Origin of the sequence: Nocardioides antri (genome assembly GCF_008373765.1) — a bacterium.
Lineage (GTDB): Bacteria > Actinomycetota > Actinomycetes > Propionibacteriales > Nocardioidaceae > Nocardioides > Nocardioides antri.
On sequence record NZ_VUJW01000008.1, the window covers coordinates 136,186 to 151,666 of the forward strand.

Genomic DNA, 15,481 nt, shown 5'->3' on the forward strand with positions numbered 1-15,481 from the left:
CATGGCCGAGGATCTGGCAGTCGTCGCGGAACAGCTGGTTGTCGGCATGGTGACGCTGCGGCTGAGTGCCGACGCGCTCGGCGTGCAGCGCGATCGCGTCGACCAGGATGCGGATGCGGCACTCTGGCGTCAGGTCCATGACGAGCTCGGCATCGATGCCCGGCGAGACGCCTTGGTGTGGCAGCTCGTGCAGGTCTGCGAGGAGCTCGTGTCGTTCGCCTCGGATCGAACGAGAAGCACGCCGGAAGCCGTCGTGGCGGAGGTGGCGCGACGGCTACGGGAACGTCGCGGCGCCGGCCTGGAGTAGGCGCGAAGGGCCGCCGAGCGGGGTGCTCGACGGCCCTTCTTGCGGACTATCTGCGGACTGGTGCCCGCCTCAGATCGCGTTTCCGCAGGTCAGAGGCGGGTTGAGGCTCAGATGTCGTAGTAGAGCTCGAACTCGTGCGGGTGCGGGCGCTGCTGCACGGGGGCGATCTCGTTCTCGCGCTTGTAGGAGATCCAGGTGTCGATCAGGTCCGGCGTGAAGACGTTGCCGGCCGTCAGGAACTCGTGGTCGGCCTCGAGGGCGTCGAGCACGGCGTCGAGCGAGGTCGGCACCTGGTCGATCTCGGCCATCTCGTCCGGCGGGAGCTCGTAGATGTCCTTGTCGATCGGAGCGGCGGGCTCGATCTTGTTCTGGATGCCGTCGAGGCCCGCGAGCATGAGCGCCGAGAACGCGAGGTACGGGTTCGCCGACGGGTCGGGGAAGCGGGTCTCGATGCGCTTGGCCTTGGGGTTGGTGCCCGTGATCGGGATCCGGACCGAGGCGGACCGGTTCCGCGAGGAGTAGACCAGCGAGATCGGGGCCTCGAAGCCCGGGACCAGGCGGTGGTACGAGTTCACCGTCGGGTTGGTGAACGCCAGCACGGCCGGCGCGTGCTTCAGGATGCCGCCGATGTACCAGCGGGCCATGTCGGAGAGGCCGCCGTAGCCGGTCTCGTCGTAGAACAGCGGGTCGCCGCCCTTCCACAGCGACTGGTGCACGTGCATGCCCGAGCCGTTGTCACCGAAGATCGGCTTCGGCATGAAGGTGACCGACTTGCCCTGCTCCCAGGCGGTGTTCTTGATGAGGTACTTGAACTTCATCACGTCGTCCGCGGCCTTGAGCAGCGTGTCGAAGCGGTAGTTGATCTCCGCCTGGCCGGCGGTCCCGACCTCGTGGTGGCCGCGCTCGACCTGGAGGCCGCAGGCCTCGAGGTTCTTCACCATGTCGTCGCGCAGGTCGCCGTAGTGGTCGTACGGCGCGACGGGGAAGTAGCCGCCCTTGAAGCGGGTCTTGTAGCCGAGGTTCGGCGCGGTGTCGTCGCCGGAGTTCCACCAGCCCTCGATCGAGTCGATGTGGTAGAACGCCTCGTTCTCGGAGGTCGAGTAGCGCACCGAGTCGAAGATGTAGAACTCCGCCTCAGGCGCGAAGTACGCGGTGTCCGCGATGCCCGTGGTGTTGAGGTAGGCGAGCGCCTTCTTCGCGATGTTGCGCGGGTCGCGGGAGTAGGGCTCACCGGTGATCGGGTCGTGGATGAAGAAGTTGACGTTGAGCGTCTTGGCCTTGCGGAACGGGTCGACGTACGCCGTCGTCGGGTCCGGGAACAGCGCCATGTCCGACTCGTTGATGGCCTGGAATCCCCGGATCGACGAGCCGTCGAAGTTCAGACCGTCGTCGAAGACCGACTGGTCGAACGACGAGACCGGGACGGTGAAGTGCTGCATGATTCCGGGCAGGTCACAGAACCGGACGTCGACCATCTCGACGCCCTCGTCCGCGATGAACTTGAGCAGCTCTTCGCTGTTGCTGAACATTCGTTCCTCCTCGGCTGACGGTAGTCAGCCAACAGTTTGGATCCGGCAACACCGGAATCGAGGGGTGTAGATCGCGGCATCGTACCTACGCCACGCTGCGCGACGACCGCCTGTCCAGGAACCTACGGAGGGGCCGTTTCTCGACCATGACCACATTGTTTCGGGGATGTAACAGGTTTCTGAGACCGGGGTTGGGAGGGTCCGCGGCCGGGTCACTAGGGTGACGGCGATGTCCGTGCAGCCAGGCCAGCCCGCCGCCACCGTCCCGTTCCCCACCGCGTCGTGGGGACGGCGGATCCTCGCGATCTTCGTCGACTGGATCGCCTCGACGCTGGTCGTGATCGCGTTCGTCGGCCTGGACACGTACGGTGAGCCGGGCTCGCCCGCCCAGCTCTACACGCTCGCGGTCTACGTGCTCGAGGCGACGCTGCTGACCTGGCTGCTCGCCGGCTCGTTCGGCAAGCTGGTGACCGGCCTGCGCGTCGTACCCGCGAAGGGGCGGGGGCGCCTCTCCAACCCGCTCCCGCTGCTGCTCCGCCAGGTGGCGGTCGTGGCGGTGATCCCGCCGCTGGTCTTCCGGCAGGACGGCCGCGGCCTCCACGACATGATCGCCGGCACGGCGACCGTCGACATGCAGACCTACCGGCGGCTGACGACCACCGGCGTCTGACCTTCGATCACTTGCCGCGCAGGTTGCCGCGCATGCCCTTCATGCTGGTCGGCACCGGACCCCGGGGGAGCGGCACCTTCGGCCGCTGCGCGTCGAGCGCCTTGAGCCGGTTGATGATGTCGGTCTGCTCGGCCGGCTTGACCTGGCGGCCGAGCTTCTGGACGTGGCGCACCAGCTTCGGCAGCGGCACCTGGCCCTCGCCGGTGCCGACGTAGACCTCGTGCACGGGGTAGTCGGCGGCGACCCGCTCGTGCTTCCTGCGCTCGCTGATCATCAGCTGGCGGAGCCGGTTGGGGTTGCCCTCGCCGACCAGGACGATGCCCGGAGGCCCGACCACGCGGTGCACCATGTCCTGCTGCTTGGTGAAGCCGACGACCTCCTCGAGCTTCCAGCCGCGTCGCAGCATGGTGAGCGCGCGGGCGCCGGCGCCGACCTGACCCTCCATGCGGGCATAGGCCGCCTTCTGGGCCCTCCGGCTGAAGACGATCATCATGCCGAGGAAGCCGAACAGCAGGCCGCCGACGACCGCCATGACCATCTCGATCACGCCGCCGCCGGGGAGCGCCCAGAAGATGCCGAAGCCGATGGCGCCGAAGAGGAGGAACGCGCCGAGCATCCACCAGCCGACGGCCCGGTCGACCTGCTTGGTCATCCGGAAGGTCTCGATGATCTGCCGGCGTCGGCTCATGGTCGACGGGTCCAGGGGCTGGTTCGACATCGCGGTGTGCTGCCTGCCTGACTTCTCTGCGGGTGTGCTGGTGGTGGGCGCTCAGGCCGAAGCCGTGGTGACGGAGCTCTCCGTGGCCCGGGCGTCCATCGCCTGACGGTACAGCCGACCGGCACGGTACGACGAACGCACGAGCGGTCCTGAGAGGACCCCGACGAACCCGATCTCGGTCGCCTCCTGCTGGAGCTCGACGAACTCCTCGGGCTTGACCCACCGCTCGACCGGGTGGTGCCGCACGGAGGGGCGGAGGTACTGGGTGATCGTGAGCAGCTCGGTGCCGGCGGCGTGGAGGTCGCGCATCGCCTGGCTGACCTCCGCAGCGGTCTCGCCCATGCCGAGGATGAGGTTGGACTTGGTGACCAGCCCGAACGCGCGGGCCTGGGTCAGCACGTCGAGGGAGCGGTCGTAGCGGAAGGCCGGCCGGATCCGCTTGAAGATCCGCGGCACGGTCTCGACGTTGTGGGCGAGCACCTCGGGCCGCGACTCGAACACCTCGGCCAGCAGGTCGGGCTTGCCGTTGAAGTCGGGGATGAGGTTCTCCACGCCCGTGTCCGGGTTGAGCTCGTGGATGGCGCGCACGGTCTCGGCGTAGAGCCAGGCGCCGCCGTCGGCGAGGTCGTCGCGGGCGACGCCGGTGATCGTGGCGTAGCGCAGCTGCATCGAGCGCACCGACTCCGCGACGCGACGGGGCTCGTCCCGGTCGAGCGGCTGTGGCTTGCCGGTGTCGATCTGGCAGAAGTCGCAGCGCCGCGTGCACTGGTCGCCGCCGATGAGGAACGTCGCCTCGCGGTCCTCCCAGCACTCGAAGATGTTGGGGCAGCCCGCCTCCTGGCAGACCGTGTGCAGGCCCTCGGACTTCACCAGGCTCTGGAGCGCGGTGTACTCCGGCCCCATCTTCGCCCGGGTCTTGATCCACGAGGGTTTCCGCTCGATCGGGGTCTCAGCGTTGCGGACCTCGAGACGGAGGAGCTTGCGGCCTTCGGGAACGGGGGCGGACACGCCCGCAAGAGTACCCCGCAGGGGGGCGAAGCCCCGCTTCGGTCAGGGCACGTCGCGACGCTGGAACGACGCCACCGAGGCGGTGGCGAACAGCACCAGGCCGACGCCGAGGAACCACAGCGCGCGGCCCAGCGGCAGGGTCCTCTCGACGCTGCAGGTCTCACCGGGAAGAGCCGCCTCGCCGGGGCACTGCACGTCCGCCCAGTAGGTCGCGCCGTCGAGGATGACCGCTGCGACGTTGAGGCCGGGGTTCCAGACCGAGCCGATCCCGACCACCGCGAGCACGACGCCACCGGCGACGCTGGACGCGAGCAGGATGCCGAGCGCCGCCACCGTGCTGCGGAACAGCATGGTGAGGCCATAGCCGGCCAGCGCCGCGGCGGCAGCGACACCGGCGCCGCGCCAGCCACTCCGGAGGCAGTCGAGCAGCAGCCCGTCGCCGACGGGGAGATCGCGGGAGCGGGCGACCGCGCCGAGGAACAGCCAGTAGGCCGTGATGACGACGGCGGCGAACACCCCCGTCACCGCCGTCACGACGACCGCCTTGGCGGCCCAGACCAGCGGACGTCGTGGCTCGAAGAGCAGCTGGTTGCTGACCGATCCGCTCGCCCAGTCGTGCCCGGCGAACGTCGTGCCCGCCAGCATCATCAGGATCGCCAGCACGATCACGACGGCGAGCCCGGACCCGCTGTCCCGCTCCTCGACGAGCTGCAGCTCGTTCCACCAGAGGTAGTTGTGGATGGTCATGCCCATCGACTCCGCGCACGACTGCTCGACGTCCGGGCCCGGCTCGACCCCCCAGCGACCCGGGTTGGCCTCGCACTTCGCGAGCTGCTTCTGGAACCACGGGGATTCCATCTCCTGCTCGAGGGAGCGCTCGGCGTTGGCGATCTCGGCAGGGGAAGGAGGCCGGGAGTTGAGGACGGTGGCGACGCCGATCACAGTCGGGATCGCGACCGCCACCACGAGCAGCACGAGCACCGCCCGCCGGGAGAGGAGCCGGGTCAGCTCGACGCGGAGGAGGCGCGTCATGCCACTGCCTCCTCTGCGTCCTGGCCGAGCTGCTCACCCTCGGTGAGCTGGAGGAAGTAGGCCTCCAGGTCGGCGCGGAGCGGGGTCAGCTCGGTCAGCCAGATCCCGGCCTCACCGAGCACCCGAGTGAGGTCCGCGGGTCGGTCGGCGTCGACGTGGAGCTCGCCGTCGATGGCCGCCGGCGCGAAGCCGGCCCGGGCGAGGACGTGCGCGGCCGCGGTGGGGTCCGGCACGGAGACGCGGTACGACGTACCCATGCCGAGCAGCTCGTCGACGGTGCCGGACGCCAGCAGCCGGCCGTTGCCGATGATCGTCGCCGAGGTGCAGACCTGCTGGACCTCGGCCAGGATGTGCGAGCTCAGCAGCACGGTCACGCCGGAGTCTCCGAGGTCGCGGATGGTCTCGCGGATCTCGCGGATGCCGGCCGGGTCGAGGCCGTTGGTGGGCTCGTCGAGGATCAGCAGGTCGGGCTGCTTGAGGAGCGTGGCCGCGATCGCCAGCCTCTGCTTCATGCCGAGCGAGTAGGACTTGTAGCGGTCCTTCTCGCGGCCGATCAGCTTGACCGTCTCGATCGCCGCGTCCACCCGCCCGGCCGGGGCGCCGATCGCGCCCGCCAGCAGCTGCAGGTTGCGCCGCCCGGTGAAGTTGGGGGAGAACTTCGGCGACTCGACGACGGCGCCGACGCGTCCGATCACCTGCGGCAGATGGCGTGGCACCGGCTGGCCGAACAGCTTCATGGTCCCGCGGGTCGGTCGGGCCAGGCCGAGCAGCATCCGGATGGTCGTGGTCTTGCCGGACCCGTTGGGGCCGAGGAAGCCGTGCACCCCGCCGGCGGGCACCGCCAGGTCCAGGTTGTGTACGGCGACCCGCAGGCCGCCGCGCAGGCTGCGGAACTCCTTCCGCAGGCCGGTCGTCTCGATGACCAGGTCGCTCACCCGATGTCCCTCTTTCTGTCGCCCCCTCCGGATGGTCAGACGATGGGACCACGCCGAATGGTTGGGTGGCGGGCGCGACGCGCGGGCAGGTCGCCGCGGATCTGGTCAGGCCGAGGGGGCCAGCAGCGGGATCTTCGGGGTCCGGCCGGGCTCGGGGCGGGGCTCGTAGTCGGGCGTGGCGTCGTAGGGCTGCCAGGCGAGGAGCTCGCCCAGGTGCCGGCGCACCGACGGCAGCACGTCGACGACCGTGACGTCGCGGCCGAGCTCGTTGGTGAGGGAGGTGACGCCGGCGTCGGCGATGCCGCACGGGACGAACCGGTCGTACCACCCCAGGTCGACGTCGCAGTTGAGCGCGAACCCGTGCATCGTCACGCCGCGGCTGACGCGGATGCCGATGGCGGCGATCTTGCGCTCCGGGCCCCGCGCGTCGGCCTGGAGCCAGACGCCGCTGCGGCCGGGCACGCGGGCGGTGGTGACGCCGAGGTCGGCGCAGACCGCGATCAGCGCCTCCTCGACCCGGCGGACGTAGTCGACCACCTTGACGTGGTCGGGGAGCCGGACGATGGGGTAGCCGACCAGCTGGCCAGGGCCGTGGAAGGTGATCTTGCCGCCGCGGTCGACGTCGATGACGGCCGCACCTCCCGGGTCGGCGGGGCGCTCGTGCGGGGCGGTGCGCTTGCCGGCGGTGAAGACCGGCGGGTGCTCGAGCAGCAGCACGGTGCCGGGACGGTCGCCCGCGGTGACCTGCTCGTGCACGCGACGCTGGAGGTCCCAGGCGGCGAGGTAGTCGATCGCGTCGGCACCGAGGCCGGCTTCCTGGAACTGCAGGTCGGTCACGGGATCGAGGGTACTCGGAGCCTGTGGACAGCCGGATGCGTCGTCGCCCTCCGCGGGATAGGACTGACGGCATGACGACGGACCCCGACGCGTGCGCCGCGTCGCCGCCCCAGCTCCGGGTGACCCTCGCGGTCGCCACGGTGATCGTGGTGGCAGTGGTCGTGCTGGTCGTGACCGGGCTGCTGCGGTCGACACCGGGGGACGACCGCAGCAGCCCTTCCCCGGTCGTAGCGCCGCGGCTGGCCGGGTCGGTGACGATGACCGAGGCGGTGGCGTCGCTCGCAGTGCTGCGTGACTGGGACCGTGCCCGGTCAGCGGCGTGGGCGCGCGGTGACGTCGCGGCGCTGCGGCGCATCTACCTCCCGGGGTCGGCCGTGGGGGTCCGCGACGTCGCCATGCTCCGCCGGTGGATGGAGCGCGGCCTCCGGGTGCGACGGATGACGATGCAGGTGCACTCCGTCCAGCTGCGGGTGCGCACCGAGCGGCGGATCGTGCTCCTCGTCACCGATCGTCTGGCCGACGCGGTCGCCGTGCCGTTCGGCCGGGGCGAGCCGCAAGCGCTGCCGCAGGACGGGCTGACCACCCGGCGGCTGGAGTTCCGGCTCGCGCGGGACGGGTGGGCGCTCGCCGCCGTCTACGAGAGACCGCTCGCCAGCACCGCGGTGACGTCGGGGTCGGCGAACTGGTAGCCCAGGTCCAGCAGGGCCTGCGGACGGGTGTTGAGCGAGCCGAGCAGCTCCGACGCGGCCCGACCGGCGCCGAGCTTGATGACCGGGCCGGGCACGGTTGCGAACGCCGGCCGGTGGAGCGCGCTGGCGAGCGCCCTGGTGAACTCGGCGTTGGTCGGCGTCTCCACGCAGGTCATGTTGACGGGGCCGGAGACGATCGGGTGCTCGGCGAGGTACGCCGCCGCGCCCACCCAGTCGCCCAGCGAGATCATCGGCATGTGCTGCCGGCCGCTCCCGATCCGCCCGCCGAGACCGGCCTTGAAGAGCAGCCGCAGCTGCTGGAGCGGCGGGGCGGAGCGATCCATGATCGGCGACGTGCGCAGGAAGACGACCCGCGCGCCGGCGTCGACGGCAGGCTGCGCCGCCGCCTGCCACTCGCGGCACACCGACGTCATCAGGGAGTGGCCGCGGCTGTCGGCCGCCTCGGTGAGCTGGGCCGGCCCGTGGTCGCCGTACCAAGCCACGGCGTTGCCGGCGAGGAACGCCGGCGGCTCGGGCGCCGCCGCGATCGCGCCCGCCAGGACCTCGGTCGTCCGCACCCGCGACTCGCGCAGCGCGGTCGCCCACTTCTGCGAGTGCGGGTTGCCGAGGGTCGGTGAGCCGGCGAGGTTGACCACGAGGTCCGCGCCGGCGACGAGGGCGCGGTCGACCTTCCCCTCGTAGGGGTCCCAGCTGGACTCGTCCGGTCGCTCGGACGGACGCCGCACGAGGGCGGTGACCGAGTGACCGCGCCGATCGAGCTCGGCCGTCAGGTGAGTGCCGAGGAAGCCCGAGCTGCCGGCCATGACCACGTGGAGTCCCATGTCACCCACCCTGTCACGCAGTGCGCGAGCACCCGGGGGTCACGGGTTTCGAGGAGCGTCGGCCTCAGACCTCGAACTGGCCGGCCTCGAGGCGCTTCTTGACCTCCTGGAGGAAGCGGCCGGCGTCGGCGCCGTCGACCAGGCGGTGGTCGTAGGTCAGCGCGAGGTGGACCATGTGGCGCACCGCGATGGTCTCGCCGAGGTCCTCGTCGTCGATGACGACCGGGCGCTTCACCACGGCGCCGGGCCCGAGGATCGCGACCTGCGGCTGGTTGATGATCGGGGTGTCCCACAGGGCGCCCACGCTGCCGAGGTTGGTGATCGTGAAGGTGCCGCCGGAGAGCTCGTCGGGTCCGATCTTGTTGCTGCGGGTGCGGCCGGCCACGTCGGCGATCTTCTTCGCCAGCCCCGAGACCGAGAGGTCGCCGGCGTCCTTGACGACCGGCGTGAGCAGTCCCTTCTCGGTGTCGACCGCGAACGCGATGTTCTCGCGGTCGTGGTAGGTCACCTCGCCCTTCTCCAGGTCGATGGTGGCGTTGAGCGACGGGTGCTGCTTCAGGGCGTCGATCGCGGCCTTCGCGAAGAACGGCAGGTAGCTGAGCTTCACGCCCTCCCGGGCCTGGAAGTCAGCCTTCGTCGCCTCGCGCAGCCGCGCGATGTTGGTGACGTCGACCTCGATCACCTGGGTGAGCTGCGCCGATGTCTGGAGCGACTCGACCATCCGCTGGGCGATGATCTTGCGCAGGCGGCTGACCGGGACGGTCTGGCCGCGCAGCGGCGAGGGCGAGGCCGACGCCGCAGGCGCGGGGGCGGAGGAAGCAGCCGGGGCCGCGGCCGCGGGCGCCGCCGGGGCAGCGGCGGCCTTCTGGGCCTCCGCGGCGTCGAGGACGTCCTGCTTGCGGATCCGGCCGCCGACGCCGCGGCCCTTGACGGTGGCGAGGTCCACGCCGTGCTGGGCGGCCAGCTTGCGGACCAGGGGCGTGACGTAGCCGGGGCCGTCTCCGCCGCCGGCAGGAGCCGGAGCGGAAGGTGCAGCGTGCTGCTGCGGGGCAGGAGCAGGCTCGGGAGCCTTCTCCTGGGCGGGGGCCTGCTGCTGGGCCGGGGCTTCCTGCTGCTGGGCCGGAGCCTGCTCCTCCTGCTGGGCCGGAGCCTGCTCCTCCTGCTGGGGGGCCTGCTCCTCCTGCTGGGGCGGCGCCTCCTGCTGGGCCGGAGCCTCCGAGGGGGAGCCGGACCCGACGATGGCGAGCACGGCGCCGACCTCGACGGTCTCGTCCTCGGAGGCCTTGATCTCGAGCAGGGTGCCGGCCACGGGCGACGGGATCTCGGTGTCGACCTTGTCGGTCGAGACCTCGAGCAGCGCCTCGTCGACGGCCACCTCGTCGCCGACCTGCTTCAGCCAGCGGGTGACGGTGCCCTCGGTGACGGACTCACCGAGCGCCGGCAGCGTGACGGGAGTGCCGTCCGCGGAACCACCGGACGACGGCTGCGCCTCGGCAGCCGGGGCCTCGGGCGCTGACGGCTGCTCGGCCTGGGCGGGCTCCTGCGCAGCGGGCTCGGGCTCGGGGGCCGACTCCTCGGCCGGAGCCTCCTGCGCCGGTGCCTCCTCGGCGGGAGCCTCCTCGGCCGGGGCCTCGCCGCCGCCGGAACCCTCACCCGCGTCGCCGATCAGCGCGAGCACGGCGCCGACCTCGACGGTCTCGTCCTCGGAGGCCTTGATCTCCACGAGGGTGCCGGCCACGGGCGACGGGATCTCGGTGTCGACCTTGTCGGTCGAGACCTCGAGCAGCGCCTCGTCGACGGCGACCTCGTCGCCGACCTGCTTCAGCCAGCGGGTGACGGTGCCTTCGGTGACGGACTCGCCGAGTGCCGGGAGGGTGACTTCGGTGGCCATGGAATCCTCGTCCTCGTTTGTGTTTCGGTGACTTGTGGTCAGCTGTGGGTGTGCAGGGGCTTGCCGGCCAGGGCGAGGAACGCCTCGCCGATGGCCTCGTGCTGGGTCGGGTGCGCGTGCACCAGGGGCGCGACGTCGTCGGGGTGCGCCTCCCAGCCGTAGACGAGCTGGGCCTCGCCGATCAGCTCGCCAACCCGCTCGCCGACGAGGTGGACGCCGACGACCGGGCCGTCGACCTGGCGGACCAGCTTGACGAACCCCTGGGTGCGGAGGATCTGCGACCTGCCGTTGCCGGCGAGGTCGTAGGTCAACGTGGTGACGGCGTCGTCGCCATACTCCTCCTTGGCCTGCTCCTCGGTGAGTCCGACGGACGCGACCTCGGGCCGCGAGTAGGTGACCCGCGGGATGCCGCGCTCGTCGATCGGGCGCGGGCTCAGGCCGGCGATCTGCTCGGCCACGAAGATGCCCTGCTGGAAGCCGCGGTGCGCGAGCTGGAGACCGGGGACGATGTCGCCGACCGCCCACACGCCGTCGACGCCGGTGCGGCAGTGGTCGTCGACGGTGACGAAACCGCGGTCGAGAGTGACGCCCTGCTCGGCGTAGCCCAGCCCGTCGGTGCGGGGGACCCGGCCGACGGCGACGAGGAGCACGTCGGCGCGCAGCTCGGTGTCGTCCGACAGCGTGACGACGACACCGCCGCCGTCGTCATCCGAGGCAGTGGTGACGGCGGTGACCGACGTGCCGGTGCGCGAGGTGATGCCGCGACGGCGGAACGCCCGCTCCAGCGCGGCCGAGGACGCGGCGTCCTCGGGCGGCAGCAGCCGGGGGAGCGCCTCGACGATGGTGACGTCGGCGCCGAAGCTGCGCCACACGCTCGCGAACTCACAACCGATGACGCCTCCGCCGAGCACGATCGCCGAGGAGGGGACGCGGTCGAGCCGTAGTGCGTCGTCGGAGGTCAGGACCCGGCTGCCGTCGATCTCGATGCCAGGCAGCAGCCGCGGCGCGGAGCCGGTGGCGAGCACGACGTCGCGGCCGGTCAGGGTCACTGGGCCATGAGGACCCTCGACCGTCACCTCACGCGGCCCCGTCAGCGTGCCGCGGCCCTCCACGACGCGGATGCCGCGGCTCTTCACCAGGCCGGTCAGCCCCTTGAAGAGACGGCTGACCACGCCGTCGGCGTAGCCGAGCACGCCGGCGGCATCGATGCCGTCGAACTTCGCCAGCACGCCGAAGCTGTCCGCCTCGCGCGTCGCGTCCGCGATCTCGGCCGCGTGCAGCAGCGCCTTCGTAGGGATGCAGCCGACGTGGAGGCAGGTGCCTCCGAGCTTCGCCTGCTCGACGAGCGCCACGCTGAGACCCAGCTGGGCGGCGCGGAGAGCACAGGCGTAGCCGCCCGACCCCGCGCCCAGGATAAGAACGTCGACCACGTTGTCGCCGTCGGCCTCGGCCACCGCTCGTCCTCCCTCTCGTTCGGGTGCGGCGCCCATCCTTGCACCACCCGCGTTGCTCAGCGCAACGGCCTTCGTACTGACGGGTAGCGATCCCGCCCGGCGGTGGTCCTGGCGCGTGGAGCCCGATCGTGGTTCGCCGCACGACCCTGGCCCGATCGGGCACACTGGGCCGCATGGGCTTGTGGAGCCGGTTCCGGAAGGGACCGAAGATGAGCGGGCCGGCGCGTGATGCGGCCCGCACCGGGTCGACGCGCGTCCGCGCCGCGGACAAGGTCGACGAGGCGCACCTGCACGAGTGGGTCGGCGCCCGCCGTGGGGTCGAGGGCTTCGTCGAGCCCCGCACCGCGGTCAGCGAGGTGACCCTGCTCCTGGTCGCCCACGACGGCGAGTGGACGCGCCGCCGGGTGCCCGGCGTGAAGTGGGCCCATGACTTCTGCAACCGCCACCAGGTGCCGTCGTACGACGCCGCCGTGGTCGGCATCCCGCAGCGGATGCGCGACTACAACTCCCGGATGAAGAAGCAGAAGGCCGCCGACTACGAGCAGTACAAGCCGCGCGAGACCTGACCCGAGGGTCAGTCGCTCCCGACCGCGGCGAGGTCCCGGGCGAGCTCGACCAGCGTGGCGACGCCGTAGCCGGTCCCGCCCGCGGTCCAGTGGCCGACCGGACCCCCCTTGTTGAACGCCGGGCCGGCGATGTCGAGGTGGGCCCAGGGCAGGCCGCCGGTGAACTCCCGGAGGAACGCCGCCGCGAACAGCCCGCCGCCCCACCGGATCCAGTCGTGCTGGGTGAGGTCGGCGACCTTCGACGTGCGGATCCGCTCCTCCATGTGCTCGGGGATCGGCATCGGCCAGGCCTCCTCGCCGCCGGCCGCCGCGGCTGCGAGCACCTGCTCGACGACGGCGTCGTCGCCCATCACGCCGCACATCCGGTCGCCCAGCGCGAGGGACATGTGGGCGGTCAGGGTCGCGACGTCCACGACGAGGTCGGGCTTGCGCTCGACCGCCCGGCCGAGCGCGTCGGCCAGGACCAGCCGGCCCTCCGCGTCGGTGTTGCTGATCTCGACGGTCGTCCCGCCGTACGTCGTGAGCACGTCGCCGGGGCGGAACGACGCTCCGCCCACCATGTTCTCCGCCAGCGCGGCGATGCCGGTGATGCGGACCGGCAGCTTGAGGCGGGCGATCGCGAGGACGGCCTGCACGACGGCCGCGGCGCCCGCCATGTCCTCCTTCATCGTCGGCATGCTCGTGGCCGGCTTGATGGTGAGGCCGCCGGAGTCGAAGGTGATGCCTTTGCCGACCAGCGCGAGGTGGGTCGTCGCGCCCTTCGGGCGGTAGTCCAGCTCGACCAGGCGCGGGGGAGCGGCCGAGCCGGCACCGACCCCGAGGATGCCCCCGCAGCCGATCTCGGCGAGCTTCGCCTCGTCGTACACCGTCGCCTTGACGCCGGCCACCGGTTTCGCCGCCGCCGCGATCTCGTCGGCGAACAGGCCGGGGGTGAGGTCGCCCGGCGGGGTGTTGACCCAGTCGCGCGCGGCGACCACCGCGTCGACCACGACCTGCGCGTCGTCAAAGGCGGCGATCGCCTCCTTGCGCCGCGCGGCCGGCGACAGGACGACGATCTCGGCGGGCCCTGAGGGGGCGGGGCCGCTCTTGTAGCGCGTGAACGTGTAGCCCCCGAGCCGGTAGCCCTCCAGCACCGACCGCACAAGCTCGGGCGTGTCCGCGGGCAGTGCCACCGCCACCGACGCGGCGTTCGTGACGGCGCGCGCAGCGGCGCCGGCGGCACGGCGCACCGAGAGCGGGTCGGGGTCGGCACCCAGGCCGACGAGCACGAGGAGCGGCGAGGTGATGGTGCCGCTGGTGGGGACCTTCGCGACCTCGCCCGGCTTGCCGTTGAGACCGAGGGTGGCCAGCAGCGGCGCGAGCTTGCGGCCGTACGCCTGGGCGACGTCCTCGCCGCCGGGCGCGAGCCTCGCCGAGCCGGCGCGGCCGCCCTTGCCCGGTACGACGCCGACCACCACTGCCTCCGCCCGGGTCTTGGCGGGGCTGGCGGTGCGCAGGGCGTAGGACGTCATACGCCGGAAGGGTAGACGTCGGCCCGAGGCGGAGCCGCGTCGGTAGAGTCGCCGACATGCTCGACGGAACCCAGCCGACGAACGAGGCCGCACCGGCCCGCTCGCCGCTCCACGACCGGCACGAGGCCCTCGGTGCGAAGTTCGCCGAGTTCGGCGGCTGGGAGATGCCGCTGCAGTACTCCGGCATCGTCGAGGAGCACAACGCGGTCCGCACCGCCGTCGGCATCTTCGACGTCAGCCACCTCGGCAAGATCGTCGTCCGTGGCCCCGGTGCCGTCGCGTTCGTCAACGCCACGCTCAGCAACGACCTCGGCCGGATCGGTCCCGGTCGTGCGCAGTACACCCTGTGCCTCGACGCCGAGACCGGCGGCATCATCGACGACATCTTCAGCTACTACCGGGACGACGAGCACGTGCTCCTCGTCCCCAACGCGGCCAACAACGCAGAGGTGTTCAGCAGGCTCGCAGCGGCCGCTCCGGACGGGGTCGAGGTGGTCAACCACCACGCCGACTACGCCGTGCTCGCCGTCCAGGGCCCGAAGTCCGACGAGGTCCTGGCCGCGGCCGGGCTGCCGGTCGGGCACGACTACCTCACGTTCGTCGAGGCCGACCACGACGGCCACCCGGTCATCGTGTGTCGCACCGGCTACACGGGCGAGCGTGGCTACGAGCTGATCGCGCCCAGCGAGGTCGCCCCGCAGCTGTGGGACGCCGTGCTGGCGGCCGGCGAGGAGCACGGCATCCTGCCGTGCGGCCTGGGCGCCCGCGACACGCTGCGCACCGAGATGGGCTACCCGCTCCACGGCCAGGACATCGGTCCGACGGTCACCCCCAACGAGGCCCGGCTCGGCTGGGCGGTGGGCTGGAAGAAGCCGGAGTTCTGGGGCCGCGAGGCCGTCCTCGCCGAGAAGGAGCGCGGTCCCCGTCGCAAGCTGGTCGGCATCGTCTCGACCGGACGCGCGATCCCGCGGCCGCACATGCCGATCTCGCTGGTGCCCGACGTGCGCCTGGGCGAGGTCACCTCCGGCACGTTCTCGCCGAGCCTGAAGCAGGGCATCGGCCTGGCGCTGATCGCCAGCGTGGTCGCCGACGACGGCGAGGTCGCCGTCGACGTCCGCGGCCGGCGCGAGGTGTTCAAGGTCGTCAAGCCACCGTTCGTCGACACCTCGGTCCGGGAGTCCTGATGAACCTTCCCGAGCCCCCTCCCGCGTTCCGCCAGCCGACGCCGTCGGAGCGCCCCTGGTGGTGGCGCCTCGAGGACGCCGACGGCGCCGAGGTGACGCTGTCCGGCGAGGCCGCCGACGAGTACGCCGACCGCCGGTTCGCCAGCCAGGCCGACGCCGAGTCGTGGATCGGGGAGACCTGGTCGGAGCTCAAGGGCGCCGGCGTGGTCGCGGTGACCCTGATGGAGCTGGACCGGGTCGTCTACGGCCCCATGTCACTCAGCGCGTGAGCCGCCACCTCGTCGTACCCACCATCTAGGCTGAGCAGC

16 protein-coding genes are annotated in these 15,481 nt (G+C 71.7%); 6 read left to right on the forward strand and 10 right to left on the reverse strand.

Going from position 1 to position 15,481, the window contains the following annotated elements; translation table 11 throughout:
- Window position 1: 1 nt before the first annotated feature.
- Window positions 2–307, forward strand: coding sequence for a hypothetical protein (locus F0U47_RS13820; protein WP_149751057.1), 306 nt, complete (start codon window positions 2–4; stop codon window positions 305–307).
- Between the two features lie 107 nt (window positions 308–414).
- Here the strand turns inward: F0U47_RS13820 and glnA are convergent, their stop codons facing one another.
- The gene (gene glnA, locus F0U47_RS13825; protein WP_149751058.1) at window positions 415–1,836 is read right to left on the reverse strand and encodes a type I glutamate--ammonia ligase; all 1,422 of its coding nucleotides are present in this window, start codon (window positions 1,834–1,836) and stop codon (window positions 415–417) included.
- Window positions 1,837–2,065: 229 nt separating this feature from the next.
- Between glnA and F0U47_RS13830 the strand changes: the two genes are divergently transcribed.
- Complete coding sequence (locus tag F0U47_RS13830; protein WP_149751059.1) at window positions 2,066–2,506, forward strand: RDD family protein; 441 nt, start codon at window positions 2,066–2,068, stop codon at window positions 2,504–2,506.
- 7 nt (window positions 2,507–2,513) lie between these two features.
- Here the strand turns inward: F0U47_RS13830 and F0U47_RS13835 are convergent, their stop codons facing one another.
- The 5 genes from F0U47_RS13835 to lipB all read right to left on the reverse strand — a co-directional run bounded on the left by F0U47_RS13835 (window position 2,514) and on the right by lipB (window position 7,036).
- On the reverse strand, window positions 2,514–3,224 hold the full coding sequence (locus tag F0U47_RS13835) for a DUF4191 domain-containing protein (protein ID WP_149751060.1): 711 nt from the start codon (window positions 3,222–3,224) through the stop codon (window positions 2,514–2,516).
- Window positions 3,225–3,275: 51 nt separating this feature from the next.
- Window positions 3,276–4,232 carry a lipoyl synthase gene (gene lipA / locus F0U47_RS13840; protein WP_149751061.1) on the reverse strand — a complete coding sequence of 319 codons (957 nt, stop codon included), beginning with the start codon at window positions 4,230–4,232 and terminating at the stop codon, window positions 3,276–3,278.
- A 42-nt stretch (window positions 4,233–4,274) separates the two neighbouring features.
- Window positions 4,275–5,264, reverse strand: a complete 990-nt coding sequence (locus tag F0U47_RS13845) for a hypothetical protein (RefSeq protein WP_149751062.1) — start codon at window positions 5,262–5,264, stop codon at window positions 4,275–4,277.
- Window positions 5,261–6,199 carry an ABC transporter ATP-binding protein gene (locus tag F0U47_RS13850; protein WP_149751063.1) on the reverse strand — a complete coding sequence of 313 codons (939 nt, stop codon included), beginning with the start codon at window positions 6,197–6,199 and terminating at the stop codon, window positions 5,261–5,263. Before F0U47_RS13850 ends, F0U47_RS13845 begins: the two co-directional genes overlap by 4 nt.
- Before the next feature lie 105 nt (window positions 6,200–6,304).
- Complete coding sequence (gene lipB, locus F0U47_RS13855) at window positions 6,305–7,036, reverse strand: lipoyl(octanoyl) transferase LipB (RefSeq protein ID WP_149751064.1); 732 nt, start codon at window positions 7,034–7,036, stop codon at window positions 6,305–6,307.
- A gap of 71 nt (window positions 7,037–7,107) precedes the next feature.
- On the opposite strand from lipB, the gene F0U47_RS13860 reads away from it, so the two are divergent.
- Window positions 7,108–7,725: a hypothetical protein gene (locus F0U47_RS13860; RefSeq protein ID WP_149751065.1), complete on the forward strand. Its 618-nt coding sequence runs from the start codon at window positions 7,108–7,110 to the stop codon at window positions 7,723–7,725.
- Here F0U47_RS13860 and F0U47_RS13865 read toward each other — a convergent pair.
- The 3 genes from F0U47_RS13865 to lpdA all read right to left on the reverse strand — a co-directional run bounded on the left by F0U47_RS13865 (window position 7,671) and on the right by lpdA (window position 11,912).
- Window positions 7,671–8,567, reverse strand: a complete 897-nt coding sequence (locus tag F0U47_RS13865; RefSeq protein ID WP_149751066.1) for a TIGR01777 family oxidoreductase — start codon at window positions 8,565–8,567, stop codon at window positions 7,671–7,673. The genes F0U47_RS13860 and F0U47_RS13865 overlap by 55 nt on opposite strands.
- Window positions 8,568–8,631: 64 nt before the next feature.
- The gene (sucB, locus tag F0U47_RS13870; protein ID WP_149751067.1) at window positions 8,632–10,458 is read right to left on the reverse strand and encodes a 2-oxoglutarate dehydrogenase, E2 component, dihydrolipoamide succinyltransferase; all 1,827 of its coding nucleotides are present in this window, start codon (window positions 10,456–10,458) and stop codon (window positions 8,632–8,634) included.
- A 38-nt stretch (window positions 10,459–10,496) separates the two neighbouring features.
- The gene (lpdA, locus tag F0U47_RS13875) at window positions 10,497–11,912 is read right to left on the reverse strand and encodes a dihydrolipoyl dehydrogenase (protein ID WP_246159624.1); all 1,416 of its coding nucleotides are present in this window, start codon (window positions 11,910–11,912) and stop codon (window positions 10,497–10,499) included.
- A gap of 173 nt (window positions 11,913–12,085) precedes the next feature.
- Here lpdA and F0U47_RS13880 point away from each other — a divergent pair, with 173 nt between their 5' ends.
- Window positions 12,086–12,478 (forward strand): hypothetical protein, encoded by a 393-nt coding sequence (locus tag F0U47_RS13880; RefSeq protein ID WP_246159625.1) that lies wholly within the window; start codon window positions 12,086–12,088, stop codon window positions 12,476–12,478.
- An 8-nt stretch (window positions 12,479–12,486) separates the two neighbouring features.
- Here the strand turns inward: F0U47_RS13880 and F0U47_RS13885 are convergent, their stop codons facing one another.
- Entirely contained in the window at window positions 12,487–13,989 is a 1,503-nt protein-coding gene (locus tag F0U47_RS13885; RefSeq protein ID WP_149751069.1) for a leucyl aminopeptidase, read from the reverse strand.
- Between the two features lie 56 nt (window positions 13,990–14,045).
- Between F0U47_RS13885 and gcvT the strand changes: the two genes are divergently transcribed.
- Window positions 14,046–15,173, forward strand: a complete 1,128-nt coding sequence (gene gcvT / locus F0U47_RS13890; protein WP_149751070.1) for a glycine cleavage system aminomethyltransferase GcvT — start codon at window positions 14,046–14,048, stop codon at window positions 15,171–15,173.
- Complete coding sequence (locus tag F0U47_RS13895; protein ID WP_149751071.1) at window positions 15,173–15,442, forward strand: hypothetical protein; 270 nt, start codon at window positions 15,173–15,175, stop codon at window positions 15,440–15,442. The genes gcvT and F0U47_RS13895 overlap by 1 nt, the downstream gene beginning before the upstream one ends.
- Window positions 15,443–15,481: the final 39 nt, after the last annotated feature.